This is a genomic window from Microcoleus sp. D3_18_C2, from assembly GCF_036702395.1.
Taxonomy (GTDB): Bacteria; Cyanobacteriota; Cyanobacteriia; order Cyanobacteriales; family Microcoleaceae; genus Microcoleus.
Genome location: NZ_JAUBTG010000040.1, coordinates 10,549 through 28,649 on the forward strand (window position 1 = coordinate 10,549; position 18,101 = coordinate 28,649).

The following is an 18,101-nucleotide window of genomic DNA, read 5'->3' on the forward strand; positions in this document are numbered from 1 at the left end:
GATGCTATTTAACTTTAGCAAAATTAGGAGATTTGCCAACACAAATTGCCAAATTTTTAGCAAAAACTTCTCGGTAACCCGGAGCAGGCACTTGGAAGATGTCAAAAAAGGCATCGCCCAATTCCTCTCATATCGCTTGGAGGTACGCCGATGAGCGACATTAATCAGGCTCCCCAGACGATCGCCCAGACAATCGACTGGCTCCACAATTGCTTGGGCAGACCTGCGCTGCCGGAATGTCCCAAGGAATGCGAAAGGGACTGCAACGTTCCCGGAGGCAAAGCGCCTGCTTGGATAAACCAGAAAGGAAAAGCAGTCAAAGTCAGTTGGAAACCCTATCAAAAGCAATTGCCAACTCAGGCAAACTTAGCGAAGTGGTTCGCCCACACCACTGGCATCGGCACTCTCGGCGGCGGACCTAATACACAGGGCCACTACATCGCCTTTGTCGATCTAGATCGTAAAGAAAAAGTCTTCTCCTCGTCACAAGCTTTTGAGGCGCGCCTTGAACAGTGGTTCAACGACTACCCCCTCCTTAATGTCGCCCCTCGATTTCGCACCCCTTCGGGCGGATACCGAGTCATCCTCGCCTTCACAGAAGAACCAGATTGGACAGCCTTCAGCCTAGATCGAGACAGGTCCCGAATGGGCGAACTGCTTGCCCGAAACGGCGGTCACACCCTGCTGCCCCCTACTGTCGGCGCGAACGGCATCCCATACCGCTGGGAGTATTTTGTTGCATATCCGCCTACAGTTGCCAAACCGGAAGATGTTGGTATTTACCCAACACGGCAACAGCACCCGTCTGTTCCTGCCAACACCTCGCCCCGTTCTGTAGGAAGTTACGTCCCCGGCGCAATTCGCCTAGAAGACCTCATCTCCCCCCGCACCCTTGAAATTCTGACAGGTGGTGCCAAAACAGGCGATCGCTCCGACGCCCTGACCGCTCTCGCCTCCGAATGTTACGGCTGGGAAGAGTTCTGCCACCGCTACAGTATCTCCTACTCCGGCACCACTGAAATCTTAGCCGAGTACGCCTGGGGGCAAATGGAAGACAGCAGCCGAGATCCCTACAAATGGCAGCGCATCCTCAAAACCATTAGCCCCTCCGCTTGCCAAACCGCCGCCGAATATCACAGCGGAGACTCTGAAAATTGCTGGAAAAAGATTTACCGGCTGGATCGAGAAACCTTCCAGGCTTCATGCCCCCCTCACATTAAAGACAGGATTTTAGGAGAATGGGGTATCGACAAGCGCCCCAGGGCATCACTGACAGCGAGCCAGCAGCAGCTCAACTCTCAAAAGTTACAAGCAGATGATGTAGCGTCAGAGAGCATCCCGCCAAACAACGGTCAGGTTACAGATAATTTTTACCCGCCGGATTCTGACAGTAAACAGAAAGAAAACCTGCTCCTGAAATATATCGATCGGCTCCTCGAACGGGGCAACATTCCCCTGTCAGAACGAAGATCCGAGTGCGCCCAAATCGCTCAAGCTTTGGAACTCGACCCCAAATACGTCGAACAAATCGTTTTAACCCGACTGCAAGAATGGCAGTTCGCAGAAGTCGAAAGCGAAAAAACCCTTATTGAAGATTTAGTTAGCAAGCGCAAGCAGAGTCTCGACTTGCACCAAATTTTACCGCCTGAAATTGCCTGCATCCTGGCACAAATCGCTGCTGCAATGCCCACCAGCGCCGAACATCTGATGACAGTAGGTTGGTCAACCTTCGGCTGCGCGATCGGCACGGCCGCTGAAGTTGTTGCTTGGCCTGGATTTAAACAAAAGTCCTGCGTGCTGTGGACGATCAGCACCGCCCGGTCCGGGAAGCTCAAAAGTCAAACTCAAGAAGTTATGGTCAATCCCATCCGGCTCTTGCAGCAGGACGCCAACAGCGAATACTGCATTGCCCTCAAAAGCTACAAAGAAGCACAAAAAGCCACCCAGCAAAATCGAGCCCCTGACAACCCGCCAGAAGAACTCCCACCCCCACCCGTTCCCCGCGAGTATTGGGTCGAACACATCACCGTAGAAGCCCTGATCCGCACCATCAACGAAAATCCGCGTGGCTTCCTCGTCCATCGCGATGAAATCGACGGCTTCTTCAAAGCCCTCAACAAATATCGGGCTGGCAAGGGGGACGACGAAGCCTTTTACCTCACCCTCAACAACGGCGGCGGTCCCAAAGTCATCCTCATTGACCGCGATCGTCGAGTCGAGGTGGAGAGGTCGTGCGTCCCCATCACCGGCACCATCCAGCGCAAGACGCTTGACGAAGAGATGACGCCCCGCAAAATTTCCAGCGGCTGGATGGCCCGGTGGGTAATCTGCTTGGCCCAGATGCCCAAACGGCGGCGGACGCGACTGCCCTACCCCGACATTGACGCCTTTCTCAAAGACATCTACCACAAACTTTCCGTCCTCAAAATGCACTATCGTCCCGTTCAAAATGAGGAGACAGGCGAAGTGCTCAAAGATGAAACGAACCGCACTGTTTACCAGGGTTTTCCGATTACTTACCACCTCAGCGACTCGGCAGCCGACTACTACGAACAGCACTTCTTCAACCCGATGGTCGAGCGCGAAGAAGCTGAACTGAATGAAGGCTTCCAGCTAGCCATGTCCAAGTGGAGCGGGTACTGCCTGCGGATTGCCCTCATCCTGCATTGCTTGCACGAAATCTGCAAGTTAAAAAACCCGGACGGCACTCTCAAAACTTACTTGCAGTTGAAAGAAGAGTGGAAGCTCTCAGGCGGGGAACGTTCCGACAAGCCTTTTGAGATTGAAATTCCTACCTCGATTGGGGCCGACATCATTCAAAAGGCGATCGCCACCAGCTACTTCTACATCAACCAGGCTGAAGTGCTTTACAAAGGGCAGCAGCAAGATGAGGACGATACAGTCCCGGTCATTCAGAAACTGATTCAGAAATCAGAAGAGTTGCGGGACACGGTTGCTGAAGGTTGGATCAGCACCCGTGAAGCATACCGCAACTGTCGCGAACTCGTTGCAGGAGCTAAACTGCGCCAGATGTCGAACACGGACTTTACGGCTGCGGTCTTCAACCAAATGGTTTCGATGAACCTCGGTGAAACGAAAAAGGTCGGCAAGTCTTTCAAGTGGCGCATTTTAAGATAATTGTTGGTCTGCCACGTTTTGGGGATTATGTACAGTGCCTAATTAAATGACATCGAGACAATTTTGTGTCGCGCTCGCAAAACCTTCCCTCTTACAGGATTACAGAGAAAGTTTGCGAGCGCGTTCTAGCATTTGACTATCAGCATTGCTTTCGCTAGATTGAGCCAAAAAAGCAAGCCAGATTTAGCTTTGCCTGTTTAACGGCACTAATATGTCTCCACGTCAAATAAAAAGTCACTGTACAAAAGTCCAGTCGGTTGTGGTGATCGCAATTGTCACCGGATACCTAATTACGGCTAGCTTAAAAACTGTGTTGACGATTTGACGATAGTTTGAAACTCTTACACAGCAAGCTGTTCCCTCGTCAATAGCAGCTTCGACGATTTTCAATCGTCATTGACGATTCCTCAGCACATCCCAAGAGATTTACGATCGCCCGCAGGTGAGCGTACTGGTAACAGTGGCAACCTACAAACTGCTAGTTCGCCAAGCCGGACTTGTCAAGCAATCGTCAGAATCGTAGAAAACTCGCAGAACACCAAAATTTGTGTTGACGATTTGACGATTCCCTATAACTCTTACCTCGTAAGCACTTCAATCGTCAGTAATAGCTTTGACGATTCTGAATCGTCATTGACGATTCACTGCTGACGTTACTCACGGTAATCACATCAAGCGCCTATAGTGTCCTATTTTTGTGTTGACGATTTGACGATTCCCTATAACTCTTACCCCGTAAGCACTTCAATCGTCAGTAACAGTTTTGACGATTCATTGTTGACATTGACGATTCATTGTTGACATTACTCGCGGGACTTACAAAAAACGGTATATATAGTGTTTTAGTAAATTAAAGTCTACATTAAATAACTATATATAGAGTAACTGCGTAAGTCCTGCTCATTCGCTTACATCGAGTTCATGTGATAGTGGCAGTTCGCTTGTCCACCAGAGGTTGTCAAACAATCGTCAGAATCGTCAAAAACTCGCAGTACATTCCCACAGCCCTTGCAGAGAAAGCGTTTATCGAGAATTGTCAAAAATAATGTCAATAATCGTCAATAAAAGCTAGAAGCTGAAAGCTTTATAAATACAAGAGTTTAGGAGAATCGTCAAATCGTCAAAGAAAATTTCTTTTTTAGTCGCGCTCTGGTTCACAGCTTGACAGAGATTGACCGCGCTCGCCCGTGCCCACCCCTTCAGGGGTCGGGATAGGCGCTGCGGGTGCAGCCGCCTTCAAGTATTTTGGTTTTCAATATATTTTTTAACAGTTTCCTCAGAAGCATTGCCGACCGTACCACAAAAATAGCTTCTAGTCCAAAGAGAAGGAATTTTTTTGAGATGCGGATATTCCTTCCTAAGCTGAAACGAAGTAAACCCTTTGAGCCTAAACATAATCTGGTCTGGAGCCAAATTAGGTGGGGCATCAACAAGTAAGTGTACATGATCTGGCATGGTTTCCATTGCCACAATAGAACAACGAGCTAATTACACTTATCTTCAGTAGCTGCTTTAACCGTTCGGACACTCCACCAACCAACACCTTTTTGCGCCTAGCCGGAATCCAAACAAAATGATATCGAATAAGCGTTACTGATGTAATTTTGCGTCTGTATTTGTCTGGCATATAATTGTTGTTAAGTCACCAATATCTACAATGATCCGATAAGATAAGTTCTGGAGGTGAGCAAATTGATTTTGAGTTACAAGTACAAGTTGCGCCCCAATAATCAACAGTTTAAAAAACTATCGGGCTGGCTCGATATGTTACGAGCTAATTACAACTGGTGTTTGCGTGACCGTGTTGATGGCTGGCATCAGCAATTTATTTGCGGTAGCTATTCTGACTTGAGAACACAAGTTGAAATCACACCTTTGACTTGCAGCTTAGTTAAGGGAACGCAATTAGCTAACCCCTGGAAAGACGGTGGTGGTAAAGCCAAGAAAGAAGGGGAAAAAGATCGATATCCTAAACGCACGGTAGTTTTAATGCAAGATGCAAATCTGCAAGAATTAAAAGATGCTAGACCTTGGTATCAAGAGATTGATGTTGGGGTTTTACAGTTAATCGTAGCCCGAGTTAACGAATCTTTTAATAAATTCTTTAAGGGTGCTGGGTTCCCCAAGTTTAAACGCCATCACGATTTTAAATCCTTTAGCTACAAGCCAGGGAGGATAAAAATTAAGGGCAGTAAAATTTATTTACCTAAAATCGGATGGATGCGTTTTTATAACTCACGCCCTATTCCAGATGGATTTGAAATCAAAACAGTCACAGTTAGACAGAAAGCTGATGGCTGGTACGTTTCGATTCGGATTGAAAACAAGACAGTCCCAGATTACCCAGTAATCCCAGACAGTGAAATTAAAACCATTACTGGCTGTGACATGGGATTAGGGAAGTTGGTTTACTTGTCAGATGGAAGTAGTATTGACAACCCGCGTTTTGCCACCAACAAAAAAACTAAGCGTTTAATGAAAATTAGACAAAGGCGGGTTAGTCGGAAGCAAAAGGGAAGTAAAAATCGTAGTAAAGCTCAACTTAGGGCGAGTAAATTACATAACAGGATTCAACAGCGACGAGAATCTTATCAATGGGATGTGGCTAATCGAATTGTCAAAAGAGCTGATGCTGTTACCGTTGAAGATTTACAAGTTAAAAACATGATGAAACGGTGCAAACCCGTCAAGTCTGATACTGGTAGATTTTTATCTAATGGTCAATCAGCTAAACGGGGGTTGAATCGTTCTATTGCTGATGCAAGTTGGTATGGCTTAACTCAAAAACTTGAATATTTGGCTGCGAAGTCAGGCAAGAAACTTTATAGAGTTAATCCCAAATACACCAGTCAAACTTGTAGTAAATGTAGGCACATTGATAAAAAGAGTCGCAATGGTGAAAAGTTTATTTGCACCAATTGCGGGCATATTGATGATGCTAATTTACAAGCGGCCAGGAATGTAAAAGCTAAGGCAATAGAAACCTACGGGTTAAATGTTGTCAAGAAAAAGGTACGGCGGGACTCGTCGAAACCAGTACAAACGACTCTTTTTAATATCGGAATGTACGAACGCTCGTCAGATAATACGCTGCCCCAAAAAGGCAAACGGCGTGTGGGCGAGAACCCAGAGCACAAGCAATTGTCTCTCTGGGATATTTAGGGCGAAATTCCTAAAGAATCCCATCCCCTTCAGGGGTGGGAGTGTCAAACTGAATCCCGACCTTTGTAGAAGCTGTGTTAGGAGAAAAGCGGAAAATGCTGGGGTGCAAGTTGGTTGTGGACGATCGCGACGGACTATCCAGCATCTAATTTACTGCTAATTTAAAAATTGCATAGACGATTTGACGATAGTTTGAAACTCTTACACATCAAGCAGTTCCCCCGTCAATAGCAGCTTTGACGATTGAAAATCGTCATTGACGATTCCCCAGTCACATCCCAATAAATTCACGATCGCCCGCTCCCGCGATAACAAGGACAATCGGCTTCCCTGCCAGCTTGATAGGGCGATGGGCGTCAAGCAATCGTCAAAATCGTCAAAAATTTGCAGTATATCCCCAAAATCCATGCTGAAAAAGCGTTTGGGGAGAATCGTCAAAAACAATGTCAATAATCGTCAATGAAAGTTAGAAGCTGAAAGCCTTATAAATACGATAGTTTAGAAGAATCGTCAAATCGTCAAACAAAATTTGTCGTGACCTTGAGTTAGGACACTTGTGAGGCATCAAGTCCTCAAAAGCCAAGGTTATGTCGGATGCTGGTTCAAAACGCTACAGGGAAGTTAGTTGCTCCCGAGTGTGATCGCGAATGCCTGCCGATCCCTTTTTTGCAAAAGCTTAAAATTAGCGTTGACGATTTGACGATTCCCTAAAACTTTTACTCCATAAGCACTTCAATCGTCAATAACAGCTTTGACAATTCAGAATCGTCATTGACGATTGTCAATCAGATAGCAGTGGCGACCGGATCATGTCAGGCGCAAGTCGTCAATGACGATCGCGACAGGTCGCTCAACCAATCGTCAGAATCGTCAAAAATAGAGGGGCTATTCCCCAAACTTATAGGTGGAAAGCATTTGGGGAGAATCGTCAAAAACAATGTCAAAAATCGTCAATGAAGCTTAGAAGTTGAAACCTTTACAAACAGGGAAGTTCAGGAGAATCGTCAAATCGTCAATAAATTTTAGTTATAAGTAGTGTTGAGACTCAAAATTGAAACTGAGTATTTTTACAGCCCAGCAAATTTTCTGCACGTATTCAAGTTGTCTTTCAAGGTTGAATCTTGTGCTATTTGCACCCCAGATTCAGGTAATCTGGTCTGGAAAGGCACATTATGAGGCCGGCTATGGACTTAGAACACGCTGCTAATTCCTTTGGAGAGATAGCTTCGACGCGCGACCTAGTGGCAGAGCTGTTAGCTGCCAAGCGCTCTGTCAACACAAGGGGGGCTTATGAGAAAGATTTGTACGATTTTTTTATGACAATGACGGGGCAGGAACCGCATCCGGCATTAGTTCGCGAGTTCCTACGGCTGAATCGCTTCGCCGCTGTCGCGGTGGTTCTCAAATATAAAGCCAAACTAATCGACAAGGGACTCAAGGAAGCGACGATTAATCGGCGACTGGCGGCGATCAAAAGTTTGGTGAATTTTGCTCGGAAGGTGGGCGAGTGCGAGTGGAGTTTGGTAGATGTTGAAGGAGAGAAGGTGGTTCCTTACCGGGATACTACAGGGTTTGGCCGAGTTGCTTCTGAGAATGTGGTGGCGATGCAGTCGGTGTTGTCCATTCCTGACCGGAGTACGCCCCAGGGAAAGCGCGACTATGCAGTTCTCCGGCTGCTGTGGGACAATGCATTGCGCCGGGGAGAAATCGGCGGCGCCAATATAGGCGACTTTGACCCGCTAGCCCGAACTCTGAACATTTACGGCAAAGGTAGGGGAACTCAAGCGCAGCTAATTGACTTGCACAACGCGACGGCAGATGCGATTTCTGATTGGCTGAGCGTGCGGGGAGCTGCAATGCCCCAAGATCCTTTATTTATTGCTTTGACAAAGCGGGAATACGGGTTGAGGTTGAGCGGGTACGCTATTTACAAGCTTGTTTTCTCAACTTGCTCCGCTGCGGGAATTCCTAAAAGAATCAGCCCGCACAGAATACGCCACGCTGCAATTACGACGCTGTTAGATGCAAGCAATGGCAATACGCGAATGGCGCAGAAGTTGAGCCGCCATACCAGCTCGAACGTCCTTAATTGTTACGATGACAATCGGCAGAGCTTGCAGCGAGAAGCGTCGGGGCTGCTGGCTGATTTGGTGCATTGAGTTTAGATTTGTATGTTCGGATTGTTAAATAGGGAACTGTTTCTATTTCAGGCAATCCCATCAAGAAAAAGGACGGGGTTTCTATCCAAGTTTCTGATGAAAGGCGATCGCCCCAAAATCGATCGAGCCTCCACGTGTTGAATGCTGCTGGCGTTTTGCGCTCAACCCACTGCGAACTCAGTAAATTTTAGGCAATCCCCATCCCGATCGACCCAGTTTTGGCACGCTCGCCACTGGCGAGCGTTGCCGAAGCTTTATTGCAACTGCACTCTGGCCGAACCGACTCCGGCTGTATTGTTCTCGGGCAATTTCCAGTATGAAATTGCGGGGGAATTAGAAGGGGAAAAGCTGCATCATTTGTACGAGCTTCTGGAAAACTGGCAGCCCGATTTAGAGGCTTACCGGGAAATTGTCATCAAGCGGTTTTTGGGACAAGAAACCGAAGAGTTGCCGGCTGCCGCGTAAAGAACGAGAGGAAATAAGTTTATATTGTCTGAGGCTGTTTGAGAAGCTTAATATCAGGAATAGCCAATCGGGCCTAACATTTATGATGCTTTAGCTGTCAGGTTAATTTTTTCCTTTCGCCACTTCCGGGCGCTTTGTTTGACAGCTTCTATTTCCTCAAAATCTACTCGAATCGCGGCGATTTCAAATTCTATGCCTAAAACCGTACTAACTTCGAGGATTTCTACAAAACTGGCGCATTGATAATCTGTATCTTCATACTGCCTAACTCGCTGTTCTTCAATTCCTAGTATTTGAGCCAGTTCTTGTTGGCTGATTTGGGCTGCTATTCTCGCTTTAATTAAAGCATCTGGCAGCTTATTTATGCTGTCAATTTTAATGAAAATCGGCTGATTTCTCTCGCACTTAATTAGTGTTTCGTATTCAGCAATCTCTGCTTGTAAAGCCGTCAAATGAGATTGTTTGACATCGCGAGAAAGTTGCCAACCATCAGGGTCTTTTTTCTTCAGTTCTTCATCTCGTTCTAACGCCTTAAGAGAATCTTCAAATCTGCGGGCGCATTCTTGGCTGGATTCATACTCTTTTTCGTTTTTAATCATGGTTCCCACCTTAATATATCTATGGCTATAATCCCTTTAGGGTTTAACTCTCTGTCGCGCAGAAAGAATTCTAAAGAAGTTAATCCGCTATCTCCTACAGGTTGGTCCGAACGAAAGATTTCACCTTTATATTTGGATTTCTGCGCGCTGCGGTCTAAATTATTTAGCAATCTCGGGGCATTTTTTCTCAGATAATCGTAATCCACATCTTCCGGTTCCCAACACGCATCAAAATCACCTGGTTTTGGCTTGCTACTAACAAAACTACCGTTAATATAAATAGTTCTACAGCCTGCTGCTTTTAATTGGGCGAGTGCCAACTCCAAACCATCTATCATTCGCTGCCTCGTAGAATTAGTACCAAATCTATTTTTAAACTCCTCCCATTCGCACCAATGCACTCCCGGTGGCAAGTTGCCGTTCTCATCAAATTTAGGAATCATGCCCTCACACCTTTACACCTTAACACAATTTTACTGTCAGTTTTTAATGACTGTTGGTTTGCTCAGCATACCTGAATGTTTGGGAAAAAGCGATCGCGATTTGTCATAATTAATAAGTTGTAACAGGAACGCTCGATCGGACAAAAGTCGCTACGCTAGCACAGCCTGCAACAGTTTTCAAACGCATGAGGTACGATCGGTAAAGTACCAAGTGTATTTTGAGCGCTCGCGCGACGAAAACAACGAACCATTGTGCGAGATCGCACAAATTCAATTGCTTGTAGAAAAAGTCGCGCTCGCAATTTGCATTCTCATCTAGCTGTTGTTTGATTCAAGCGCGTGAAGCGCAGCTATCCCGAGCGTAACTCGCCAACTTTTACCAATACTTATCCTACCTCAACTTGAGAAGCATTTCGCTCTAAATACTCCCGATACTCGGCTTCATTACCCAAAAGAATCGACAGTAACTTGACCTTTAGCCAACGGTTCTAAAACCGATTCGATCGGCACCCACTTGCAATAACAAATTACAATAATATCGAAATACGCGATCGGATCGAAATATGCGATCGCACCGCCACTCAATCCTGGACTGTCAATACGGGGTAAAGTCGGGATACGATCTTGCACAAGACAATACATGAAGTTTTGCAACAACAAGCGATCGCACAAATCGCGGTTTACCTGTTGGATATTAGTACAACATTCTCAGTAACGGGTGCTAAATTATACCGATTTTTAGCAACAAAAAAGTTGGATTTTGCAGGGTTAGATCGATACCCAAACGCGACGAATGTCGGACGAAATACAGACAAAACGAGACGCTGCAAATTTATTTTACGCGGAGTCTATAGAGTCTAACGAAAGTCCCGCTTCCGCCTACCAAAAGTCCCGCTTCCGTCCCGATGAAAGTCTAACTTCATCGGGATTCGTAACATTTAATTTACATTGCCTCAAAGCCATACAGTTCAGGGAACTTCCCACTACAAAAGGCTAAAAACGCTCCGCTCCGCGTTTTTGTCCGGTGAGGCTCTCGCATGAAAGAGACAACAATCGCCAAGGAGGTGAGGACGTTCTGAATTCCTGAAACCCTTGATTTTATTGCCTTCAGGCCTAAACCCTAGACCCTAGACCTCAGTCCCTCACTGTACATCACGGGGGGTTGCGCCAGAAAACTAAAAACGCTCCGCTCCGCGTTTTTGTCCCCAGTAAAAAAGGGATAAATGTTCTTGATGGAGATTGTGCTTTCAAAAATGGAACGTGAATCTCAACCAATGGACGATCGGCCCAAGCATGAACGATCGAACCAATTACCCGCAGCCAATTGCGGGCCGCTCACCTGAGATTGCGATCGAAGAACAGTTTTTTTACGGATAATCTCTGCAATATCATCCATAATCTCTGCAAGCTCCGTCTCATCCATTCCCAAAAAAACCGGAACTCGATCGCCAAGAAACAAACTGAACAAATATCGCTGCGGCTCCAGAGGAAGCGAACTAATCATTGCCTCAAGACTGTCGCTATAAACCCGCTGCTTCCCTTTTCTAAACTGCGAAATCATTTGCTGGCTTACGCCTGACTGCTCCGACAACCATTTAGCAGTGATCCCGTAGTATTCAAGGGTTTTGTCGAGAGCTTCATAAAACTTCATTTTTATTCAGCCATAACTGAAACTATATCATATAATTAAGTAATTACTTAATTATTGTTGCCTACTCAGACAAGCTCAATATAGCACAAACATTATGTCTGAAGAAAAAAGCTGGCGATCGACCGGAGCGGGGAAAAACCTGAAGACTTGCAGCTCTTGATGCAGGAGTTTAATAAATGAAAGCAATTAATAAAGCTAAAACCAGATCGAAAGCCAAGTTTCAACCACAGCCTCCGGCAGAACAACCGGTCGATTGCCCTCAACATGAAAGCGACGCTCAACAAGCGATCGACTGTGCGGCACCTTTGACAACTGACTCAATTGCTGAGTTGCTGCCGTCAGTCCCAGCAGGGTTTAATATCTCGCAAGCCTTACCGGAGTTCGATCTAGAAAGCTTTGACAAACAAGAATTGCTAAGCCGAATTGCGTCGGAGCACAGACTAATAGAGCGCATCGAGCGAAAGGAACTAGAGCTAGCTTTTGCAAAGTTGAACTGCGCTCGCAATGCGGGTTTGCTGCTGCAAGAATTTAAGCGACGGTGCAATTATGGAGAATTCCTGAGCTGCTTGGAGTCGGCGGGAATTCGCCCGCGAACCGCACAGGACTACATGGCGATTTCAAAATATTGGAACCTTATCGAAGCAAAAGCGCGGAGCTCCGCGTTTTTGAAAGATTGCGAAACACTCAGCATCAATTGGGCGCTCGCTGCTGTTCGAGATGAAAAAAAATCTTTAAAGAAACCTTTGAAGTCGGCAGCAGCAGCCAGCAACCCAGACAGCGGTCGAACGTCGAGCGCGCCAGAGCAACCTATTTTGGATTTAGCGATCGGATCGCCGCCCGTTGAAACAGTACAACTGGCCCAAGGGGATTTAGTTCAAATTGGCAACAGCAACGCCCTCTATGGCGGAAATACGGGCACTGTCAGAGGTTTTGCCAACGGTGGGCGATCTGTTATAGTTCGCCTTGACGGAGGTTCGGTTCCCTCTGAAATATTTAATCTCTCTGACGCGGGTTCCGCTCCCGATCCATAAAGTTGTTGCACCTACTGCACCTGCTACAATCGCTAGCGTCACGCAAGAGCAAAATGCAATGGCAGCAAGTATCGGACTAAGCAACGGTAAAACAGTATTGCCCGACTTTGGCAACAGCGATCGAATTCGGATGGAACGATCTGACCCATTCACTGTAGACGATCGACCTTTTGCAACCGCGATCGAAATTGAAGGAAACGGCGAAGCCGCACGCTGGTACGAAGAAACAGCAATCGGCGTTATCAGCAGTTCCGAAGGTTTCGACACCAATCAAGCTGCACGAATGGTCTGCGAACTTTTAAAAGTTGACTTTAATCGAAGAACAAAGGCTACTTTAGAGCTTTTTTCTTATTCACAATTAAAACAACTACTGCAATTGTGCGAGGCAGAATTAGACAACTGCAAACAAAGAGCGAGCGCTCTCGCCGATCGCTAATGACTATCTCTCGACTTTTTGGGCTTTAAGTTCTGAATTGTTAATATTTTTTAGAGAATATTGACCGCCAAATAAAACCACGGTTGCGGCGTGGTTTGCTTGCGGTTGCGCGCGGGCGCTCGCAGATTAAAGCTGCCGCGATCGACCGCGGCAGCCCCAAAAAAATTTCGACCCTCAGTCGGCTAATTTACTGCCTGCAATAGACGAGCGATCCAAATCGCTCTCTCGATCTCAACAAAATTGAATAGTGCTGGTCTTGGCTAAAAAGTCGCACCCGCAAACAACTCGATCGATTTAATTGTTTGCATTCTGGCGATTGAGGATGTCTTGCGTCTTGCGTCCGCCGCCGACGAAAGCGGTTGCTATAATTTGGTGAATTTAGGTGGCTTTACTTTAAAATCCGCCTCAATTTTCCAATCCCTCACCCACCAAAGCTTCCAGTTCAGCTAACAGCTTCTCTAGTTTCTTCTGCTTTTTGGGGTCATCCCAAACCTTAGACTTTTTCACTCGCTGCAAAGCTGCATCTACGCGACTTTTAAGCGATCGGTCCGGTGCAGTCGCCGGACCTATACTTTTCGCTTTTAAATCGGCAATGCGCTGTTTGATTTGCGTCAGGGAGAGGTCGAGAGCGATCGCCTCGAATAACAATTGGGAGCGCTCTGAGCTATCCTTAACTCGGGCGATCGCTCTGGCTTTAGTATACTCAATCTGTCCTTTCCGCAGCGCTCCAATCACATCATCTGGCAGGTTCAGCAACGGGAGGCGATTGGTTCGGAAACTTTCTGGAGTGTACTTCCCGACGAGTGCAAATATATCGCTTACTATTTCCCACTCCGAGCTGTGGATAACGTTATCCACACCAGCGCGTTCCGGGTGCGCGGCCGCTCCGAGCAAAGCAATAACTGACGAGGAGGTAGAGTTCAATTTCATTGCCAGCAATTGCAGAATTCCCTCAGTTTCCTCAATCGCATTCAAATCTTCCCGCTGCAAGTTCTCCAGCAGTGCAATAGAGAGAGCCTCTGTGTCTGTCAGTTCCCGAATCACAACAGGAATCTCAGTCAAACCTAACGACGAAGCGGCTCGATAGCGCCGTTCTCCAGCCACCAATTCGTACTTGTTGCCATCTATTGGGCGTACCAGGAGCGGTTGCAGAATTCCTAGCTGCTTGACTGACTCCACCAGTTCTTGCATGGCTATCGGATCGAAATAGCGGCGTGGCTGCTGCTGGGGCAAGACAATTTTGTCTATGGAGACTAGGGAGGATGCGGCATCTTCGCTGTCGCTGGTTCCTAATAGAGCCTCAACCCCTTTGATTTGATAAGGCTGACTGTCGCGCTTTTGATTCATCGCAGAGCTAAGAGTCCTTGTGCAATAGTATCGAGTACAGCGACGGCTGGATGTTTTGGATTGTACGCGGCCAGAGGTACGTGTTGCTGTGACGCATCGGCGAAAGCGACAGTCCGAGGGACGGCGGGGTAAATCGCAGCAATCTTCTCCAGAGAAGTAGTAATTGATTGCAAACTTTGAAAAGCTTGTACAGTACGGGGATCGTACAGCGTCGGAATCACTCCGGCAATCTGCAATTTCCGATTAGCGCGTTTCCTGACGCGAGCAATGGTTTGCAACAGCAATTCGGTTCCTTTGAGAGCTTTATATTCAGTCTGAATCGGAATTAAGACGTGAGTGGAGGCAACTAGGCTGATATAGGATAGGATGCCTAGCGAAGGAGGGCAGTCTATCAATATGAAGTCATAGTTCGAGCTAAGGGGGTCAATGACTTCTTTTAGCCGACTATCTCTCATGTCAGCCACCACCAGTTCCAGCTCTGCTCCGCTCAAATTAATATTAGAAGGGAGCAAGTCCATGTTGTGAAGGTTTTTGCGGAGCGCCGCGTCAGAACCGTTCATAATAGACTCGTAGACAGTCTCCTGTAACTCAGATGGCTCCAAGCCCATGAAGGCGGTAAGCGAGGCTTGGGGATCCATATCTACTAACAAGACTTTTTGCTTCCGCTTCGCCAAATGGTAGCCTAAATTCATTGTCAAACTGGTTTTGGAGACACCGCCTGACTGGTTGAACAGCGCAATAATTTTGCTCATCTATTTTTAAGCACGCAATAAACGTGTTGATTCAACAACAATATTAGTGGACTGCGGCTTATTCTAGGCTAATCTTTGAAATAACTTTGAGAACCGCCTCTGATAACTGCGATAGCAGTTAGCATTGAACAGAGATGTTCAGCGCAGTCCATACTCATAATCTTGGATTTGGGTGGGGTTCGTTCAAAGGTAGTGTTGAGTCAAATCGCTGATAATATCTAAGCTCATATTGTCAACTAATTTAGTCAGAGCCGCAGCAAGAGGCTTCTGCGACAGCGGAATTCGCTCAATCAATAGCCTTACGGCTTGCTCGTCTCCACAAGCGGCTGCTTTATAAAGCTTCTCAATCGACTCCCTCGGCAACACAGACAGCGACTCAGAAGTCAGTTGCATAACAGGCTCATCCTGTTCGGACTTCCTCGGCGACTCCTCTTCATAGATATAGCGAACACCCAAATGAAGCGCCATCTTCTCAAAAATTACTGCCTCTCGAAACGGTTTGGCAACAAAGTCATCGAAGCCATTCGACAAAGCGAGTTTCTTGGTTTCAACAAACGCATTAGCGCTCAAAGCAATAATCTTTGTATTGGAGCCGTCAGGCAGAGAACGAATTTTTCGAGCAGCTTGAAAGCCGTCTAAAAGCGGCATTTTCAAATCCATCCAAATTAAATCCGGTTTGTACTTTTGCCACAATTTAACAGCCTCAGTTCCGTTATCCGCAAACCACAAAAGAAAGCCGGCTGACTTCAATATCTGAGTTAGTAGCAACCGATTTGCCGACTCATCGTCCGCTACCAGAATGCGATAATTTTGTTGGTTGGGTGCCAGTCCATTCACTTGTTTTTGCGGCTGTCTGTCATAAATTTCGCTCTCAGTTGCATGACTGACTTTAATGTAAAAACTAAAAACCGTTCCTTTCCCCACAGAACTTTTGACCTTAATCTCGCCACCCATCAGCTTCACAAAAGAGTTACTGATTGGCAATCCCAAACCCGTTCCCGTTTGCGATTTTCTGCCAGCATCCGCTTGCACGAACGGCTTAAACAAACGGCTAACCTCATCAGGCGCAATGCCTGGGCCTGTATCCTTCACAGAGAATTGGAGAAAGAATTTGGGTAAAGGTTTTTTAGCCATAGACTGAAGGCATTTTACAGTCAGCTTCACCCTACCCGCCTCAGTAAATTTAACAGCATTACCCAACAGATTAATCAAAACTTGACGCAGCTTGCTTTCATCAGTTCGGACGTATTGCGGTACATCTGAACTGCGTTCAAAAACAAGTTGCAACCCCGACGATTGAGTTTTGAGTTGGAACATCCCTTCTATGTCCGAGAGCAAACTGTACAGGTCAAAAGCATTTGATTCGAGGGTAATTTGACCAGCTTCAATCTTAGACAGCGACAAAATATCGTTGATTAGTTTCAACAAATGCTCGCCACTGCGATTGATAATATCTAAACTCAACTGCTGTTCCGGTGCAGTTTTTTTAGAGTTTACAAGGAGGTGGGCAAAGCCGATAATCGCATTCAGAGGCGTTCTCAGTTCGTGGCTCATATTAGCCAGAAAGGTACTTTTAGCGCGATTGGCACTTTCGGCGGCAATTTTAGCTTGTTTTAGTTCCTTTGTTTTCTGTGCAACTTGCCGTTTTAAATCGCCAGAATATTCTTCTAACCGCTGGCGAGATGCTTTTAACTGGGAATTCATGCGCTCGAAAGCACAAGCTAAGGCTTCGAGTTCGGCAACGCCGCTACCTGAAACTGTTGAGTCGAAGTCGCCGCCAGCTATCGCCTCTGTTGCCGAAATTAACCGCTGCAGCCGCTGTTCTATTCTTAGGGAAATGGACAGCAAAAGGCAGATAGAAAGAACCAAAGCCAGCAGCACGAGCAAAATAGTGTTGCGGGTGTTAGCCTGAACTTTGTCCGTAAAATCGGTTTCAGGGACAACTGCTACAATTAGCCAGTTTAAGCCTTTCGAGTTTTCAAAAGGTCTGACTTGCAGTAAGTATCTAGAGTTGCTGGCGGTAAAGTTAAGATTTTGGCTGCTGTTAATAGCAGCGAGGCTGCCATAATGTTTAAGCAAATACTCTGTTGAAAGCTGGATTACTTGTTGTTGCAGAGCTCGGGCGCTTCTTCGCTGCAGTCCGTCAGCAGAAATAGACGGTTTTGGTTCAGTTACCTCGTTCCGAGCAACTAAATGTCCCTCTCGGTCTAAGATAAAGGCTTGACAGTTAGGGCTGATGTGGAAATCGTGCAAGTTGAATGTTGAGGTTGGGGTGGGAAAAGCAGGATTTGTTTTTTGTTGACGGAATATTGTTTTTGGAGAGTCTGACCCATTTCTTTCCCCATTTGGTTTGATTGTGACTCCGGCTGTTTGACTTGGGGAAAGTTGGTTTACCGAACCAGTTGGAATTTGATTGTAAGTCCTTTCTCCTTTCCCAACCCCTTCTGTTAAGTAGTTGTCAAGGCGGTCAGAGATACGGCTCGTTGCTTCTCCCAATAGGTGTGCAACTACGTCATTCATTGTCTGTCGCCCTGTTTGAAAAGAAAGCCACCCCGTTAGAGCTAGTAAGATTGAAATCAAAAGAGCGTTGGGGACTGTAAGCACAACGCGCAGCGGGAGGGCAGACTTTTTTTGAACAGAGCTTTTTGGGCGGAACATTGGTTGAACAAAGGAGTGGAGAATGAGGAAAAAAATGTTCTTCTTCAGAGGGGAGTAACACCATCCGTAGAAGAGTTCTCCTCTTCTCACTCACCATCCCCGCTCGGTCTCGTTATGCTGTTTGACTAATTCCTATTAATAGTGCAGCCTCAAACCAATCTGAATCAGTCAAAAGCCATAAGTTCTCAGAGCGAGCGGTTAGTGACACAGGCTCCAGCCTGACTCAGCGCGGGCAGTATTGAGGAGAGGATTCGCATCTC

Annotated in this window: 16 protein-coding genes and 1 pseudogene; 7 read left to right on the forward strand and 10 right to left on the reverse strand. The window is 46.5% G+C overall.

Going from position 1 to position 18,101, the window contains the following annotated elements; all coding sequences use genetic code 11:
* Positions 1–150: 150 nt before the first annotated feature.
* A complete protein-coding gene (locus QUA88_RS20835) occupies positions 151–3,138 on the forward strand; it encodes a DUF3987 domain-containing protein (RefSeq protein ID WP_333273576.1) in 2,988 nt (995 codons plus the stop codon).
* A 234-nt stretch (positions 3,139–3,372) separates the two neighbouring features.
* On the opposite strand, the gene QUA88_RS20840 is transcribed toward QUA88_RS20835, so the two are convergent.
* Positions 3,373–3,528, reverse strand: a complete 156-nt coding sequence (locus QUA88_RS20840; RefSeq protein ID WP_333273579.1) for a hypothetical protein — start codon at positions 3,526–3,528, stop codon at positions 3,373–3,375.
* A 6-nt stretch (positions 3,529–3,534) separates the two neighbouring features.
* Here QUA88_RS20840 and QUA88_RS20845 point away from each other — a divergent pair, with 6 nt between their 5' ends.
* Complete coding sequence (locus QUA88_RS20845) at positions 3,535–3,789, forward strand: hypothetical protein (protein WP_333273582.1); 255 nt, start codon at positions 3,535–3,537, stop codon at positions 3,787–3,789.
* Between the two features lie 585 nt (positions 3,790–4,374).
* On the opposite strand, the pseudogene tnpA reads toward QUA88_RS20845, so the two are convergent.
* Positions 4,375–4,765, reverse strand: a pseudogene (tnpA, locus tag QUA88_RS20850) (IS200/IS605 family transposase).
* Positions 4,766–4,821: 56 nt separating this feature from the next.
* Here tnpA and QUA88_RS20855 point away from each other — a divergent pair.
* Positions 4,822–6,300: a transposase gene (locus QUA88_RS20855; RefSeq protein WP_333273585.1), complete on the forward strand. Its 1,479-nt coding sequence runs from the start codon at positions 4,822–4,824 to the stop codon at positions 6,298–6,300.
* 201 nt (positions 6,301–6,501) lie between these two features.
* Here the strand turns inward: QUA88_RS20855 and QUA88_RS20860 are convergent, their stop codons facing one another.
* Positions 6,502–6,750, reverse strand: a complete 249-nt coding sequence (locus QUA88_RS20860) for a hypothetical protein (protein ID WP_333273588.1) — start codon at positions 6,748–6,750, stop codon at positions 6,502–6,504.
* Positions 6,751–7,484: 734 nt separating this feature from the next.
* Here QUA88_RS20860 and QUA88_RS20865 point away from each other — a divergent pair.
* The gene (locus QUA88_RS20865; RefSeq protein ID WP_333273591.1) at positions 7,485–8,459 is read left to right on the forward strand and encodes a tyrosine-type recombinase/integrase; all 975 of its coding nucleotides are present in this window, start codon (positions 7,485–7,487) and stop codon (positions 8,457–8,459) included.
* 141 nt (positions 8,460–8,600) lie between these two features.
* Positions 8,601–8,924, forward strand: a complete 324-nt coding sequence (locus QUA88_RS20870; RefSeq protein ID WP_333195930.1) for a hypothetical protein — start codon at positions 8,601–8,603, stop codon at positions 8,922–8,924.
* An 80-nt stretch (positions 8,925–9,004) separates the two neighbouring features.
* Here the strand turns inward: QUA88_RS20870 and QUA88_RS20875 are convergent, their stop codons facing one another.
* The 4 genes from QUA88_RS20875 to QUA88_RS20890 all read right to left on the reverse strand — a co-directional run bounded on the left by QUA88_RS20875 (position 9,005) and on the right by QUA88_RS20890 (position 11,617).
* A complete protein-coding gene (locus QUA88_RS20875) occupies positions 9,005–9,523 on the reverse strand; it encodes a DNA-binding protein (RefSeq protein ID WP_333195928.1) in 519 nt (172 codons plus the stop codon).
* Entirely contained in the window at positions 9,520–9,966 is a 447-nt protein-coding gene (locus QUA88_RS20880) for a DUF6932 family protein (RefSeq protein ID WP_015211867.1), read from the reverse strand. The genes QUA88_RS20875 and QUA88_RS20880 overlap by 4 nt, the downstream gene beginning before the upstream one ends.
* A gap of 444 nt (positions 9,967–10,410) precedes the next feature.
* A complete protein-coding gene (locus QUA88_RS20885; RefSeq protein ID WP_333273595.1) occupies positions 10,411–10,596 on the reverse strand; it encodes a hypothetical protein in 186 nt (61 codons plus the stop codon).
* A 637-nt stretch (positions 10,597–11,233) separates the two neighbouring features.
* On the reverse strand, positions 11,234–11,617 hold the full coding sequence (locus QUA88_RS20890; protein WP_333195921.1) for a hypothetical protein: 384 nt from the start codon (positions 11,615–11,617) through the stop codon (positions 11,234–11,236).
* 176 nt (positions 11,618–11,793) lie between these two features.
* On the opposite strand from QUA88_RS20890, the gene QUA88_RS20895 reads away from it, so the two are divergent.
* Both QUA88_RS20895 and QUA88_RS20900 read left to right on the forward strand, forming a co-directional pair.
* Positions 11,794–12,648, forward strand: a complete 855-nt coding sequence (locus tag QUA88_RS20895; protein ID WP_333273598.1) for a hypothetical protein — start codon at positions 11,794–11,796, stop codon at positions 12,646–12,648.
* Between the two features lie 58 nt (positions 12,649–12,706).
* Positions 12,707–13,084 (forward strand): hypothetical protein, encoded by a 378-nt coding sequence (locus QUA88_RS20900; RefSeq protein WP_333136107.1) that lies wholly within the window; start codon positions 12,707–12,709, stop codon positions 13,082–13,084.
* Positions 13,085–13,489: 405 nt separating this feature from the next.
* On the opposite strand, the gene QUA88_RS20905 is transcribed toward QUA88_RS20900, so the two are convergent.
* From QUA88_RS20905 to QUA88_RS20915, 3 genes are all read right to left on the reverse strand, one after another.
* The gene (locus QUA88_RS20905; protein ID WP_333273601.1) at positions 13,490–14,431 is read right to left on the reverse strand and encodes a ParB/RepB/Spo0J family partition protein; all 942 of its coding nucleotides are present in this window, start codon (positions 14,429–14,431) and stop codon (positions 13,490–13,492) included.
* Positions 14,428–15,183 (reverse strand): ParA family protein, encoded by a 756-nt coding sequence (locus QUA88_RS20910; protein WP_333048754.1) that lies wholly within the window; start codon positions 15,181–15,183, stop codon positions 14,428–14,430. Before QUA88_RS20910 ends, QUA88_RS20905 begins: the two co-directional genes overlap by 4 nt.
* Before the next feature lie 183 nt (positions 15,184–15,366).
* The gene (locus tag QUA88_RS20915) at positions 15,367–17,703 is read right to left on the reverse strand and encodes an ATP-binding protein (protein WP_333273604.1); all 2,337 of its coding nucleotides are present in this window, start codon (positions 17,701–17,703) and stop codon (positions 15,367–15,369) included.
* Between the last annotated feature and the right edge of the window lie 398 nt (positions 17,704–18,101).